Origin of the sequence: Synechococcus sp. A15-60 (assembly GCF_014280095.1) — a bacterium.
Lineage (GTDB): Bacteria > Cyanobacteriota > Cyanobacteriia > PCC-6307 > Cyanobiaceae > Synechococcus_C.
This window is the reverse complement of record NZ_CP047933.1, coordinates 883,561-896,864: the sequence shown is the minus strand read 5'-3', so window position 1 is coordinate 896,864 and position 13,304 is coordinate 883,561. Positions and strand designations below refer to the sequence as shown.

Here is a 13,304-nt window from a genome sequence, read left to right as displayed (position 1 = left end):
CAGTGATCTCAGCGAAGCTGAACCCAGCAGCGGAGCCGGCGTGAGTCAAACGATTTTCCCCCCAGGGTTCCCGTCCACCACGGTTCCAGTTCCCCACCGTCATCCGACACCGGCACCGATCAGAGCCATGCCCTCCGATCTGGAGTCAGCACCGAGCCTGGAACGCATTGTCCAGATCGCAAATGAGCGAGGACATTCCGATGTGCACCTTGGCGTCGGGGAATCACCCCGGTACCGAGCCCGAGGCGAAATGCTCCAGACCGAATGGCCTGTTGCCACGCAGGAAACCTTTCAGGGCTGGCTCCAGGAGATTCTCTCTCCTCAACAGATTGATGACTTCTTTCGGTCGAAGGAGTTCGACGGCGCCCATGCGTTCCCGTTTGTGCGCGTGCGCATCAACCTGTTGGATTCCTTGAGAGGGCCAGCCATGGTTCTGCGTCTGATTCCCCAGACGATCCTCAGCCTTGAGGCGCTGCAACTTCCCGATGTTCTAAGAGATTTAGCCATCAGACCCAAGGGGCTGGTGCTGGTCACGGGGCCAACAGGATCTGGCAAAAGCACAACACTGGCCGCGATGATCGATTGGATCAACCGTCATCAGAGTCGTCACATCCTCACCATCGAGGACCCCGTTGAATTCGTGCATTCCAGCCAGCGCTCCCTGATCCGCCATCGGGAGGTGGGTCTGCACACGCACCAATTCCACAATGCCCTCCGGGCAGCATTACGTGAGGATCCCGATGTGATCCTCGTGGGTGAAATTCGCGATCAGGAGTCACTCAACACGGCACTGGAAGCCTCCCAAACCGGACATCTGGTGTTTGGGACGCTGCACACCAACTCTGCTGTCAAGACCGTGGAGCGTGTTCTAGGAATGTTTCCTCCAGAAGATCAAGACAGCATTCGACGATCCCTGTCGGAAGCCCTGCTCGGGGTGATTGCTCAGGGACTCATCCGCACCAACGACGGCAAGCGCGCCGCGTTTCACGACATCCTGATCAACACAGATGCTTGCAAGGACTACATCCAACGGGGAGCCCTGGATGAGGTTGAAAACATCATGGAGCGCAGCCGGTTCGATGGCATGGTCACCACCAACCAATCGCTACAGAGGCTGGTGGAGGAAGGTCGTGTTGACGCCGATCAAGCGGTTGCCGTAAGTCTCAAACCCAATGAACTAGCCCAAGCTCTGCGTGGTCGTGGAGGAACTTGATCAAATCCATTCAGACACCACCACCTTGAAAACCAGCCATTGGCAAAACAATCACTCAGAAGAACAACCGAACAACGCGTCAGCCGGCTGCGAAGAGTCTGATCAACAACAAAAATGCCAGTCCGGCTGACAACCCAAGCATGGCCAGGCGACCGTTCCAGATCTCAGCCTGAGGGGTGAAACCCCTGCGCCAGGAATTCAGCTCAACAGAATCCACCGGTTCGACCTTGGACTCTTGATGGGGGTCAACTGTCATCCCCTCACCCCAAATCAGATGCAATCACCCTATGTGTTGCATCTCAAAAGGGGGGATTCGATTGATACAGAGGTGCACAGTTCTCAAGCGGCCAGCGGGCAGACACCCCCAGCTGCAAAGAACTGAAGCCACACATCGCGCTCCAGTGGAGGCGCTGGAACGCTGCCGCACCAACCATCGCAGCGTTGTCGGTGCAATACGCCAATGGAGCGAGATGGACAGCCACTCCCTGCTGACTGCCTTGCGCATGCATGCAGCGGCGCAAGCGCTGGTTGGCGGCCACACCACCCACCATCACCAGAGTCGACAAACTCTGGTCAACACAGCATCGGAGACTGCGCTGCACGAGCACATCCACCACCACCTGCTCAAAGCTGGCGGCAAGATCTGCAAGCGGTAAGGGTTCCTCAGCACGTTTGCAGGCCTCGACCTGCCTCAACATGGCCGTCTTGAGACCACTGAAGGAAAAGTCATAGGGATAAAAGCCACCACCAGGCTTGGACACACGGCCCTGGGGCAGAGAAAAGCGAGTCGAATCGCCATTCACCGCGACGGCCTGGATGGCAGGACCACCCGGATAGGACAGCCCCATCAGCCTGGCCACCTTGTCGAAGGCCTCACCGGCGGCATCATCGTGGCTTCGGCCAAGACGCTCCATGGAGCAATCACCATCCACCCGGATCAGCTCGGTGTGGCCCCCACTCACCAACAAGACCAAGTAAGGCGGTTCTGGGGATTCGTCAGCGAGATGCACGGAGGCCAAATGGGCCTCAAGGTGATGCACACCCACAAAGGGGCGGTCGTGGAGAGCCGCAAGCGTGCGTCCGGTGATGGAGCCGGCCATCAGAGCGCCCACAAGTCCTGGCGTGACCGTGGACGCCACAGCGTCTAGATCAGGAATCGATAACTGAGCGTCATCGAGGGCCTGATCAATGAGGTGCGGCAGTGCTTCCACGTGCCGACGGGATGCAATTTCAGGAACCACGCCTCCCCACTGGGCATGCTCCTCGATCTGGGAGGCAATGCGATGCGCCAGCACGTGCAATCGACCCTCGCGAAGCTCCACCACGGCAGCTGCGGACTCGTCACAACTTGTTTCGAGGGCGAGCAGCTTTGACATCCGAACCGAGCGCCTCCACTACTGTCGTTTTGTGACATCCTGCCGCTTCGGCGCAGGCTCAACAGGAATCGTCCCGATGCGTCGTCTCTTCGCCCTCGCGCTTTCGGCACTGCTTGTCTTCGGCTTTGCGCCCGTCGCCAAAGCAGATGTTGCAGGTCTGACTCCCTGCTCAGAAAGTGCCCGTTTCCAGCAACGCGCCAGCGCAGCCTCCACACCACAAGCCAAAGCTCGCTTCGACATGTACAGCCAAGCTGTGTGTGGTGAAGATGGTCTCCCTCACCTGATCGTGGACGGCCGCTGGGATCACGCTGGTGATTTTGTTTATCCCGGCCTGATGTTTCTCTACGTGGCTGGTTGCATTGGTTGGTCGGGTCGTGAGTACCTCAAGGCCACTCGCGGCACCAAAGAGCAGTACATGAAGGAAATCCAGATCGATCTCCCGTTGGCTCTCAAATCTCTGATCGCTTCAGCCACCTGGCCTCTGGCAGCAGTGCGTGAATTCACCAGTGGAAAGCTGCTGGAAGATGATTCCAAAATCACTGTTTCCCCTCGCTAATTAGTCCCAGTCACTCCTTGATCCACTGAAACGATGAAGAAATTTTTGAGCACAGCACCTGTAGTTGCGGCCATCTGGTTCACAGCCACAGCAGGAATCTTGATTGAGTGGAATCGGTTCTTCCCCGATCTTCTGTTCCACCCCATGGGTTGAGCACAGATTCACTTTTTATAAAAAGAGGGTGGACTGAGGTCCTCCCTCTTTTTTTGCGCATTGCCAACCACCATTCAGGCAAGATTCATGAGGCGTTCAAGCTCTGTCAGTGCAGTGTCCAGATCATCGTTGACCACGACTGCATCAAATTCCTTCTGAGCTGCCAGTTCAGCTCGGGCACGATCCAATCGTTTCTGGATGGCATCTTGCGACTCCGTTCCACGTCCGCGAATACGGCGCTCGAGCTCCTCAAAACTCGGTGGAGCGAGAAAGATCTGAAAAGCCTCAGGAAAGCTGCGGCGCACCTGACGTGCTCCCTCCAGCTCGATTTCCAACAGCACAGGGGTGCCAGCATCCAATCGCTGCATCACTGGTTGCCGGGGGGTCCCGTAGCAGTTACCGGCAAATTCTGCCCACTCCAGCAGTCCTCCTTGCGCTACGAGTTCGTCGAAGGATGGACGTGAATGAAAAAAGTACTGAACTCCATGCTGCTCACCATCCCGCGGTGAGCGTGTGGTCGCAGAGATCGAGAGCCAAACTTCGGGATGACGCTCCAGTAGACGGGCCACAAGCGTGCCTTTGCCCACACCGCTTGGCCCCGTCAAGAGGACGAGCCGGGCTCGGCGGTCGGTCAGGGCCATGGCTTGTGCGCAGTCAGGCTGCAGGGTAGGAAGGCACCCCACATCAGTAGACCACCGACAGCGATGGCCAGCAGCACGCTTCAGGTGATGGATCTCACCAGCCTCAAGGCTGTGCTAGCGGACCTTAGCGGTCAGATTCTTCCAAGCCGTTTCGAAAAGGCCCAGCAGCCAGACCCACACAGTCTCCAGCTGGGTTTCCGCACGCTGAAGGGAATGATTTGGCTGGAGCTCAGTTGGCAGGCAGAGGCCGCCAGGCTCGTGCAGATTCGGCCACCCAAAAGGACTGGTTCCGGCAGCACGCTGGCACAACAGGTTCAACACGGACTGCGACAGCTAGCCCTCGTCGGCCTGCAACAACAGGGATTCGAGCGTGTGGTGCAGTTTCAATTCGCTCCGCGACCCGGAGAAGCAGCCGTCAGGACCCTGGTCTTGGAGCTCATGGGCCGTCATAGCAACTGCCTGATGCTGGATGAGCAAAAGCGCATCACAGCGATCGCCCGTCAAGTGCGGCAGCATCAATCAAGAATTCGGCCGTTGAGCAGTGGTGATGCCTATTGTCCACCCCCTGCTCTGCAAAGCCTGCCGCCACAGCTGAACGAACCCATCGAACAGTGGCAGCGACGCCTGTCACTCCTGCCGATCGCCTTGGGCAAGGCATTGCGGGAGACCTACCAGGGCATCAGCCCCGCGCTGGTCAAACAACTGATCGCACTTCCGCCGACGGCTGCCGACCCTTCTCCAGCACTACTGCCCTCCACACCAGTGGACTCCATCACCTCTGACCAGTGGTTGCGACTGCATCATCGCTGGCTGCAATGGCTCAAGCATCTCGACCAGACAATCTTCGAACTCCACTTCGAGAAAGAGGGTGGGTACTGCGTCTGGAACAACCCTGACGACGAACGCGTCGATCAACGTGACGATCAACAAGATGCTGGCGTGGGGGATTGCCTCAGCCTCCGCCTGGGTCTCTATTACCGGCACCACCTCAATGCTCGTCGCCTGCAGCGCAGGACCGACGAACTGAGGCAATTGCTGCAAGTGAGTCGTGAACGGGAAGAGGCCCAACGACAGGAGCAACAAGACCGCATGGAAGACACCGACAACGCGGGAACCCTGCAGCACCAGGCCGACACCCTTCTCTGTCAGCAGAATCCAGACCGCGACAGCATTGATCGGGCTCAGAAGTTGTATCAACGAGCCCGACGGTTGCGGCGTGCCATTCCCGTGATCCAGGAGCGCCTCCGGCATCACAATCAACGCCTGGCCCTGCTGGATGGCAGCGAGAGCTTTCTCGAGGATTTGATCCAGGCGGAATGGGATGACCCTGCTGAGCGCAGCCGACAGCTCGAGGACCTCAAGCTTGAATTGGAGGAGCTACTGGCCCCCAAGCAGCAACGTCGTCACGCGGGTCCACCACCGGGACAGCCACAGCCACTGGCCTTGGCAACCACGGGTGGACTGCTGATTCAGGTGGGGCGTAACCACCGCCAGAACGAATGGATCAGCCTTCGACAGGCCCGCAGCGGTGATCTCTGGTTTCACGCACAAGAATGCCCCGGCAGCCACGTAGTGCTGAAGGCATCAGCCGCAGCGGCATCCGATCAGGATGTTCAGGAAGCAGCAGACCTCGCCGCTTGGTTCAGTCGCGCGAAGGGCAACCGACGGGTACCTGTGGTGATGGCTTCGGTGGATCATCTCCAGAGAATTCCTGGATCGGCCCCAGGAACCGTGCGACATCGTCAGGCGGAGTTGGTTTGGGCTGAGCCAGACCGTGCACGCCGAACCCTTGAGGCGCGGGAGCCCCTAGCCTGACCTTGAACGGACAGTGAAGCCCCCCTGACCAGGACCGAGCCCGACAAGCCAAGCGCACTGTCACCGCCACCCCCGATTCGTATCGGGAGTCTTGACAGCCCTCCCAATGACGTGGAGATGCCTCTGGTGGATCACCTGGAGGAGCTGCGTCAACGGGTGCTGCGCAGTCTTGGAGCTGTGGTCCTCTGCGCTCTGGCCTGCCTGCTGACCGTTCGGCCGCTGGTCCGAGTGCTCGAAGAGCCTGCAGGTTCCATCCGGTTCCTGCAGTTGGCACCAGGGGAATTCCTATTCGTGTCTTTCAAAGTGGCCGGTTACGCCGGTCTAACCCTGGCTCTGCCATATGTTCTTTATCAAGGCCTGGCCTTTGTGCTTCCAGGCCTCACCCGTGGTGAGCGCCGGCTGATTGCACCGGCGGTGGCGGGTTCCGCCGTGCTGTTTTTGGCCGGCCTGGCGTTCGCATGGTGGGCCCTTGTTCCAGCAGCACTGCGTTTTTTGGTGAGCTACGGCGCTGATGTGGTGGAACCAATCTGGTCGATCGAGCGCTACCTCGATTTCGTTCTGCTTCTGATGCTGTCCACTGGGCTGGCCTTCCAATTACCCGTGCTGCAATTACTGCTGGGAGCCTTCGGATTGGTCAACTGGAAACGCATGCTCTCGGCCTGGCGCTGGGTTGTGATGATTTCGGCTCTTGCCGGAGCGGTGCTCACCCCCTCAACGGACCCGGTGACGATGATTCTTCTGGGGGGTGCGATCACTGGGCTGTACCTGATCGGGGTTCTTCTGGTGGCGCTGGTGCAGCGCTTCAAAGCAGAAACTCCTCCAGCCGCTCCTCCCCCTGCAGCTGCAGGCTGAGGGCTTTTCCCAACCTTGGACGGTCTCGAGTGGTGCTTAACCAATCGCGAACGACCCCCGCCTGCCCCAATCGGTTGACGATTTCCAACACTTCGGCGAGGTGAGATCGGTAGGCCTCTTCGCTCAAAGGGAACGATTGCTGCTCGAGATAGGCCCACATCACCTGCAGATACATCCGGCGACGGCGAGTCACCAATTGCAGGTCGTAGCTGGCTTGCCAGCGAGAGCGCAGAAGTTCAACCACCTCATCCACAGTCAGGGGATCTGGCAGAGACGACAAGGGTGATTCAACAAGCACAAATGGCGACCTTAAACATCGGTGAAAAGTCCAGTCTTCGCAGAGCGTGACACGACCTACAGCGTCCATAATGAACCGCATTCAGTGCCCAACGACAGTCAGTTATGACTCAAACGCCAGCAGGTGATGTGCCCGGAATGGGGCGTCGGCAATTCATGAATCTGCTGACCTTCGGGTCTGTGACCGGCGTGGCCCTCGGCGCTCTGTATCCGGTGGTGAACTACTTCATCCCCCCTCGCGCTGCAGGAGGCGGTGGTGGCACCACGGCCAAGGATGAGCTGGGCAATCCGGTCACTGCCAGTGGTTGGCTGAGCAATCATCCCAGCGGTGACCGCAGCCTTGTCCAGGGCCTCAAAGGTGACCCCACCTATCTGATTGTCGAAGGCGATGACGCCATTGGCAGCTACGGCATCAACGCCATCTGCACCCACTTGGGTTGCGTCGTGCCCTGGAACAGCGGTGCCAACAAATTTATGTGTCCCTGCCACGGCAGCCAGTACGACGCCACCGGCAAGGTGGTTCGCGGTCCAGCACCCCTGTCCCTTGCCCTGGCGAACGTCAGTGTTGAAGACGACAACGTGTTCGTGAGCCAATGGACCGAAACCGACTTCCGCACGGGCGAGAAGCCCTGGTGGGGCTGATCCACGATTCCTTTCCCGCCGTTCTCCCCTGACTCACCGTCTCCGATGCGCCGCCTTCTTTCACCTCTTTTCGCCGCTCTAATCGTCGGCGTTGCCGTGTTCTCAGCACCGTCCAGCAGCTGGGCTTATCCCTTCTGGGCTCAGCAGAACTACGACGCCCCCCGCGAAGCCACAGGCAAGATTGTTTGCGCCAACTGTCACTTGGCGAAAAAACTGACCCAGGCTGAGCTGCCTCAGTCGGTGCTTCCGGACACGGTGTTCAAAGCGTCCGTCAAAATCCCCTATGAGGAAGGTCTCCAGGAAATTGGAGCCGATGGCAGCGACGTCGGCCTGCAGGTGGGTGCTGTGATTCAGCTGCCCGATGGCTTCACTCTGGCGCCCCAGGATCGCTGGACCGACGAGATCAAGGAAGAAACCGAAGGCGTTTATTACACCCAGTACAGCGACGATCAACCCAACATTCTTCTGGTGGGTCCCCTCCCTGGTGACCAACATCAGGAGATTGTCTTCCCGATCCTGTCTCCCGACCCTGCCACCGACAGCAACATCCACTTCGGCAAGTATCAGGTGTTCGTGGGCGGCAACCGTGGCCGTGGCCAGGTGTATCCCACTGGTGAGAAGAGCAACAACACCGTCTTCACGGCCTCTGCAACCGGCACCATCGACTCCATCGAAGACGGTGACAACGGCGCCAAGGTGGTCACCATCAACACTGACGATGGCAGCAGCGTCAGCGAAACCATCCCTGTCGGCCCAGCACTTCTCGTGGCAACAGGTGATTCCGTGACTGCCGGTGCTCCTCTGACCAACGATCCCAACGTCGGTGGTTTCGGACAGATGGACGCTGAGGTTGTGCTTCAGAACCCAGTCAGAATCTACGGATTACTCGCTTTCTTCGCAGCTGTTGCACTGGCCCAGATCATGTTGGTTCTGAAGAAAAAGCAGATCGAAAAAGTCCAAGCTGCTGAGGGTGTCTGAGCCCGGTGTTCTCCGCAGTGTTCACATCGCCCGGGCCCGAGCTGTTTCAGCTCGGGCCTTTTGTTCTCCGCTGGTATGGCCTGCTGATTGCTCTGGCTGTGCTGATCGGCCTCAATCTCTCCGGCTGGTTGGCACGTCAACGAGGGTTGGACTCTCATCTGATTAGTGACCTGCTTCCAATCCTGGTGCTGGCAGCTGTTGTGGGAGCCAGGATGTATTACGTCGCTTTCGAATGGCAGAGCTACCAACGCTCCTGGTGGGACGCCTTCGCCATTTGGAGGGGAGGCATTGCCATCCACGGCGCCTTACTGGCAGGCACATTGGCCGTGATCCTGTTTTGCCGATGGAAGCGCGTGGCCTTCTGGGATGTGTTGGATGTTCTGGTGCCCTCGGTTGTTCTGGGCCAAGCCATCGGCCGATGGGGAAATTTTTTCAATTCAGAGGCTTTCGGCGTTCCAACCAATCTTCCCTGGAAACTGTTCATTCCCTTTGCCAACCGCCCTCAGATCTTCAGCGACTCCGAATTTTTTCACCCCACGTTTCTCTACGAGTCAATCTGGAATCTCGGAGTCTTTGTGCTGCTGATGGTGCTCTTCCAGCTAGGACGCAGTCAAAGGCTCCAACTTCCTGTTGGGGCCCTCAGCTGTACCTACTTACTGAGTTACAGCCTTGGTCGCATCTGGATTGAGGGCTTGAGGATTGATCCTCTCTGCTTGGGAGGCCAGCCCCCCTTCTGCGATGGCGGATTGCGTGCGGCTCAATTGATGAGCTTCAGCCTGATGGCCCTGGCGAGTCTCGGGCTGTACTGGCTGTATGGACGCCAAGCCTCTCTCCCTGACCCAGGCCTACGACAGACAGATGGATCATGATCAAGCTTTCAATCGTGGGTGCCGGGCCAGGCGCGCCTGACCTGCTCACCCGTCGAGCTGAAGAGAGAATTCGTGCGGCCGACGTGCTGATCTGGACAGACTCGCTGGTCTCTCCTCAGATCGCTGGCTTAGCTCCCGTGGGTTGCGAAAGCATTCGCACAAGCTCGCTCACGCTGGAAGACGTGCTTCCACTGATGATCGATCGTGCCAAGCAAGGCCTGAGAGTGGTTCGACTACACGATGGAGATCCTGCTCTTTACAGCGCTTTGAATGAGCAGGTCTGCGGACTTGCAGATGCCGGCATTGAAGTGGAAGTTGTCCCTGGCGTGAGTGCTTATCAGGCCACAGCTGCCGCTCTGAATGCGGAACTGACCATTCCAGGGGTTGTTCAGACCATCGTTCTGAGTCGAACAGGTGGACGCACCGGCGTTCCACAGCGAGAAGACTTGGGAAACTTGGCCCGACTTCAAGCATCGTTATGTCTTTATTTGAGTGCTCGTCATGTGGACGAAGTGGCGGCGACATTGTTGGAGCACTACCCAGCAGATACACCGGTCGCGATTGGCTACAGGGTGAGCTGGCCAGATCAGTGGATGATGATGGTGCCACTCGATCAGATGGCCAAGGCCAGTCGTGAACGCAATCTGATCCGGACCACGCTGTATGTCGTCAGCCCTGCCTTTCGCTCCAGTCAGCAGCGCTCAAAACTCTATGCACCAGATCATGACCACCTATTCAGACCTCACCGCTAAAGCCTGCGAGGCCGGCCGTGGTCTAGGATCATGGTGTGCGGGCGATTAGCACAGTGGTAGCGCACTTCCTTCACACGGAAGGGGTCACTGGTTCGAATCCAGTATCGCCCATGAAAAAGACTCCCTTATGATTAGGGGGTCTCTTTTTTATTTAATCAAGGAACAAAAGCAACAATTTTCAGTCAAACCACCAGCCTTGGTTCACTCCAATGCGCAAGACAATAACGCCGTTCTGGATAGACGAACGGGACTGATTCAGCTACCAAATTTCAACGCTGTCGTCATCCAAATCTGAATTCGCCGAACGAAGAGCTCCAAGCCCTTCGAAGCCGTGGTGGTGGGTGCACTGGGTCGATCCAGAGCCATGGCATGGAGAGCCGTGGCCGGAGGTTCGTATCCATCAAAGGCAATCATGGCGTCACGAGCCCCTTGAAGGTCCTGAAGCAGAGCCCGCGGAGACAGCTGCTCACGCGAACGATTGCGCGCACTCGACATCCTTAAACCCAGGCGAACACCCCCTTTTGTTAGTCAGAAGCCAGCCCTGAACACCCGTCATCGTCATAGGCCGCAATGAAGCCCTGCCTCAATTAACAATGACTGTGTGCTTCTTGGTACTGACAGATCTGTGAAATCACATTAATTTCAAAGGAGGTTTGTAAAAGGGCGAATGTGGTCGACGGATTCCGATCGCAACAAGGACTCTGAATCCACCTCAACGCTCCAAGACATCGGCGCAGTGCTCCGTCAGGCAAGGGAGTCCCGTCGGATGACCTGCGAGCAATTAGCTGGCGCTCTGAACATGGGAACCGAGCAACTGGAGGCCCTTGAGTCGGGTGATCTCGATCGGCTACCTGAACCGGTCTTCATTACGGCCATGACGCGCCGCGTTGCCTCCAAACTTCATGTGGACAGCGACTCTCTGATCCAGCGATTGCAGACAGCGCTTCCCAATCCGAGCAGCCGCAAGACATCAGAGCCTGGCCCCAGTGCCAAGGCTCAGACCACAACTCAATTGATGACGGTCAGTCCCCAACATTCGTGGGGTCGTTGGATCACTGCAGCCATTAGCGTTGCTGTGGCGGCCGGTAGCGCCATGGTGCTGGCCAGCCAACGGCGCAGTCTCCAAAACACAGCCATCCCTACAGTGCCACAGGCCATGCCCTCTGAGGTGGTGAGCAACGATGACAGCGATGACAGCGTTGTCGAACTGGAGACGTCGACACCACCGGCCGTTATCACCATCACAAGCTCAGAACCCAGCTGGCTGTCGATCCGCAACAGCGATGGATCGGAGCTGTTCGAAGGCACCCTTGCCGACAGCAAGACATTGCCCGCGGATGCAGATGTTGAAATCTACGCCGGCCGACCGGATCTTGTACTGATTAGCCGTGGCGAAGAAACGCCCAAGGCCCTGGGCACGATTGAAGAGGTGCGTTGGTACAAGCTCAATCCCTGATTTTCACCTGTAGCTTCAGCCCGGTGACCGTCATCACCACCTCAGAGCAGCTCTCTAGACTCCACTGCTCAAGACTGACGTTCTGATTGAGACGTTCAGGCACGAGCTCAAGCACGAGATGATGGCCTACCACCTCAGCGATCAGAGCTCTCACCACTGGCTCGGGCCTGCGGTCGAGCGCGGCGGCAAGGCGCAGTAACAGGGACATCTCGGACACAGTTCGACGGTTGTCCCTCGTTTGCAATGCCTGCCACGACTCATGACGCTTCTTAGGCAAGCTACGGCGGTGATACCGCGCGATCGCCGCGATCATCAGATGCTCGGCTTCTGAATATCCCAGCAGCTCTCCGTGACGGATCAGATACCAGGAGTGCTTGTGATAAGCGGACAGATTGATGTGCTGACCGCTGGCATGCAACATGGCGGCCGCCCACAGCAGATCCCGTCCAGATCCGTCGTCACGATGCAGGGTTCCGTACGTGTTGTCGTACAGGCCTAGAGCATGACTTGCCACCCGCTCGGCACGGGTCTGATTCACGGCAAACCGTTGAACCTGATGAAGCACCGTGCGCTGCCGAATGCTGCTCTGAAAGCTGAACCGGTCTTCCAAAAGACCGTGACGCAACATCCAGTCAACGATCAGGCCCTCGCGCAGGGCTCGTTCACTCAGGACCAGTTCGTCAACCCCGAGCATCTGCATGGTGGTCTGGAGAATGAGTGATCCAGGCACGATGATTTCGGCCCGGCGATCATTGATCGCTGTGAGACCGCGTCGCTGATCAGGCGTCATGGTCGCGAGTCTCTCCACAACGCGGTTCAGGCGCTGCCGAGAGACCTTGTAGCCATGCAGCTTCAAAGGAGGGCGGTCATCCTCGGCGGCGGCAAGAGCACCGATCGCCATGGCGGTGCCGCTCGTTGCCACCAGCACCGGGGTCTCCCCCGGTTTGATCCGGCGATGCACCTTGTCCACCGCAGGCTCCAGGGATCCCTGAATGAAGGCCTGAAGAAAGGAGCGACGTTGTGGTGGGATCGGATCATCTTTGACGAAATCACGCTGAAGCCTCACCGCGCCAACACGGGTACTGGTGAGTGCGCGGGCATCCCGACCATCCGCCAGGATCAACTCGGTGGATCCGCCGCCGATGTCGAGCACCAGATGCGGTCGATCACCAAAGGGCATTCCGGACAAGACCCCGAGGTAAATCAGGCGCGCTTCCTCAGGACCACTGACGAGATCCACGTCCAGATCCAGCTGATCCTTGACCATCTGGAGAAAGTCCCGGCCGTTGGGCGCCTCACGCACTGCACTGGTGGCGGCGACGACGATCTGCTCCACCTGGTGACTGAGTGCAAGCTCCTGGAAATGGCGAAGGCTCTCCAATCCTCGGGCGATTGCTTCAGGCGTGAGCTCACCGGTCTCTGGATCGCGCTCACCCAGGCGGGTGGTGGATTTCTCCGCTAGATCGATGGTGAACGTGCCCAATGCCACTTCCACCGACGCCACGAGCATGTGGGTGGAGTTTGTGCCGACATCAATCGCAGCCACGCGCCGAACCTGCCGCGGCTCGCGCAGGCCCGCGTCCAGAGCCTGGCGCAAGCGCTGATCATTTCGGTCCACGGTAGTCACAGGCGAAGTGTCGGCACCTGACATGGCGCACCGTGAAGGAGTGGGCCCCACTCTGCCATCGGTTCTCCAGGGGGGGA

At 58.4% G+C, this 13,304-nt stretch carries 16 protein-coding genes and 1 tRNA gene; 11 read left to right on the top strand and 6 right to left on the bottom strand.

What is annotated here, in order from left to right:
• Positions 1-40: 40 nt before the first annotated feature.
• Entirely contained in the window at positions 41-1,213 is a 1,173-nt protein-coding gene (locus SynA1560_RS04745) for a type IV pilus twitching motility protein PilT (protein ID WP_370523184.1), read from the top strand.
• 79 nt (positions 1,214-1,292) lie between these two features.
• Here SynA1560_RS04745 and SynA1560_RS04740 read toward each other — a convergent pair whose 3' ends face one another.
• Together SynA1560_RS04740 and tsaD are read right to left on the bottom strand one after the other, a co-directional pair.
• Entirely contained in the window at positions 1,293-1,469 is a 177-nt protein-coding gene (locus tag SynA1560_RS04740; protein ID WP_186470498.1) for a high light inducible protein, read from the bottom strand.
• A 43-nt stretch (positions 1,470-1,512) separates the two neighbouring features.
• Positions 1,513-2,589 (bottom strand): tRNA (adenosine(37)-N6)-threonylcarbamoyltransferase complex transferase subunit TsaD, encoded by a 1,077-nt coding sequence (gene tsaD, locus SynA1560_RS04735; protein ID WP_186501290.1) that lies wholly within the window; start codon positions 2,587-2,589, stop codon positions 1,513-1,515.
• Between the two features lie 76 nt (positions 2,590-2,665).
• On the opposite strand from tsaD, the gene SynA1560_RS04730 reads away from it, so the two are divergent.
• Both SynA1560_RS04730 and psaJ read left to right on the top strand, forming a co-directional pair.
• A complete protein-coding gene (locus tag SynA1560_RS04730) occupies positions 2,666-3,145 on the top strand; it encodes a Photosystem I reaction center subunit III (protein WP_186470496.1) in 480 nt (159 codons plus the stop codon).
• Between the two features lie 33 nt (positions 3,146-3,178).
• Entirely contained in the window at positions 3,179-3,298 is a 120-nt protein-coding gene (gene psaJ, locus SynA1560_RS04725) for a photosystem I reaction center subunit IX (protein WP_186470495.1), read from the top strand.
• Positions 3,299-3,372: 74 nt separating this feature from the next.
• Here psaJ and gmk read toward each other — a convergent pair whose 3' ends face one another.
• On the bottom strand, positions 3,373-3,939 hold the full coding sequence (gene gmk / locus SynA1560_RS04720) for a guanylate kinase (RefSeq protein ID WP_186501289.1): 567 nt from the start codon (positions 3,937-3,939) through the stop codon (positions 3,373-3,375).
• A gap of 63 nt (positions 3,940-4,002) precedes the next feature.
• Between gmk and SynA1560_RS04715 the strand changes: the two genes are divergently transcribed.
• Together SynA1560_RS04715 and tatC are read left to right on the top strand one after the other, a co-directional pair.
• Positions 4,003-5,754: an NFACT family protein gene (locus SynA1560_RS04715; RefSeq protein ID WP_186501288.1), complete on the top strand. Its 1,752-nt coding sequence runs from the start codon at positions 4,003-4,005 to the stop codon at positions 5,752-5,754.
• Between the two features lie 117 nt (positions 5,755-5,871).
• The gene (gene tatC / locus SynA1560_RS04710; RefSeq protein WP_186470492.1) at positions 5,872-6,606 is read left to right on the top strand and encodes a twin-arginine translocase subunit TatC; all 735 of its coding nucleotides are present in this window, start codon (positions 5,872-5,874) and stop codon (positions 6,604-6,606) included.
• Here the strand turns inward: tatC and SynA1560_RS04705 are convergent.
• Complete coding sequence (locus SynA1560_RS04705; RefSeq protein ID WP_255477067.1) at positions 6,557-6,886, bottom strand: DUF3067 family protein; 330 nt, start codon at positions 6,884-6,886, stop codon at positions 6,557-6,559. The genes tatC and SynA1560_RS04705 overlap by 50 nt on opposite strands.
• Before the next feature lie 122 nt (positions 6,887-7,008).
• Here SynA1560_RS04705 and petC point away from each other — a divergent pair, with 122 nt between their 5' ends.
• The 5 genes from petC to SynA1560_RS04680 all read left to right on the top strand — a co-directional run bounded on the left by petC (position 7,009) and on the right by SynA1560_RS04680 (position 10,255).
• Positions 7,009-7,545 (top strand): cytochrome b6-f complex iron-sulfur subunit, encoded by a 537-nt coding sequence (gene petC, locus SynA1560_RS04700; RefSeq protein ID WP_186470490.1) that lies wholly within the window; start codon positions 7,009-7,011, stop codon positions 7,543-7,545.
• Positions 7,546-7,590: 45 nt separating this feature from the next.
• Entirely contained in the window at positions 7,591-8,523 is a 933-nt protein-coding gene (gene petA, locus SynA1560_RS04695) for a cytochrome f (RefSeq protein ID WP_186501287.1), read from the top strand.
• Positions 8,524-8,528: 5 nt separating this feature from the next.
• Complete coding sequence (lgt, locus tag SynA1560_RS04690) at positions 8,529-9,392, top strand: prolipoprotein diacylglyceryl transferase (protein ID WP_186501286.1); 864 nt, start codon at positions 8,529-8,531, stop codon at positions 9,390-9,392.
• Positions 9,389-10,144, top strand: a complete 756-nt coding sequence (gene cobM / locus SynA1560_RS04685; protein WP_186470487.1) for a precorrin-4 C(11)-methyltransferase — start codon at positions 9,389-9,391, stop codon at positions 10,142-10,144. Before lgt ends, cobM begins: the two co-directional genes overlap by 4 nt.
• A gap of 39 nt (positions 10,145-10,183) precedes the next feature.
• Positions 10,184-10,255: transfer RNA gene (locus SynA1560_RS04680), tRNA-Val, on the top strand.
• Positions 10,256-10,399: 144 nt separating this feature from the next.
• Here SynA1560_RS04680 and SynA1560_RS04675 read toward each other — a convergent pair.
• A complete protein-coding gene (locus SynA1560_RS04675) occupies positions 10,400-10,639 on the bottom strand; it encodes a hypothetical protein (RefSeq protein WP_186501285.1) in 240 nt (79 codons plus the stop codon).
• Positions 10,640-10,811: 172 nt separating this feature from the next.
• On the opposite strand from SynA1560_RS04675, the gene SynA1560_RS04670 reads away from it, so the two are divergent.
• Positions 10,812-11,600 carry a helix-turn-helix domain-containing protein gene (locus SynA1560_RS04670; RefSeq protein ID WP_186501284.1) on the top strand — a complete coding sequence of 263 codons (789 nt, stop codon included), beginning with the start codon at positions 10,812-10,814 and terminating at the stop codon, positions 11,598-11,600.
• Here the strand turns inward: SynA1560_RS04670 and SynA1560_RS04665 are convergent.
• Positions 11,590-13,251, bottom strand: coding sequence for a Ppx/GppA phosphatase family protein (locus SynA1560_RS04665; protein ID WP_186470484.1), 1,662 nt, complete (start codon positions 13,249-13,251; stop codon positions 11,590-11,592). The genes SynA1560_RS04670 and SynA1560_RS04665 overlap by 11 nt on opposite strands.
• Positions 13,252-13,304 lie beyond the last annotated feature (53 nt).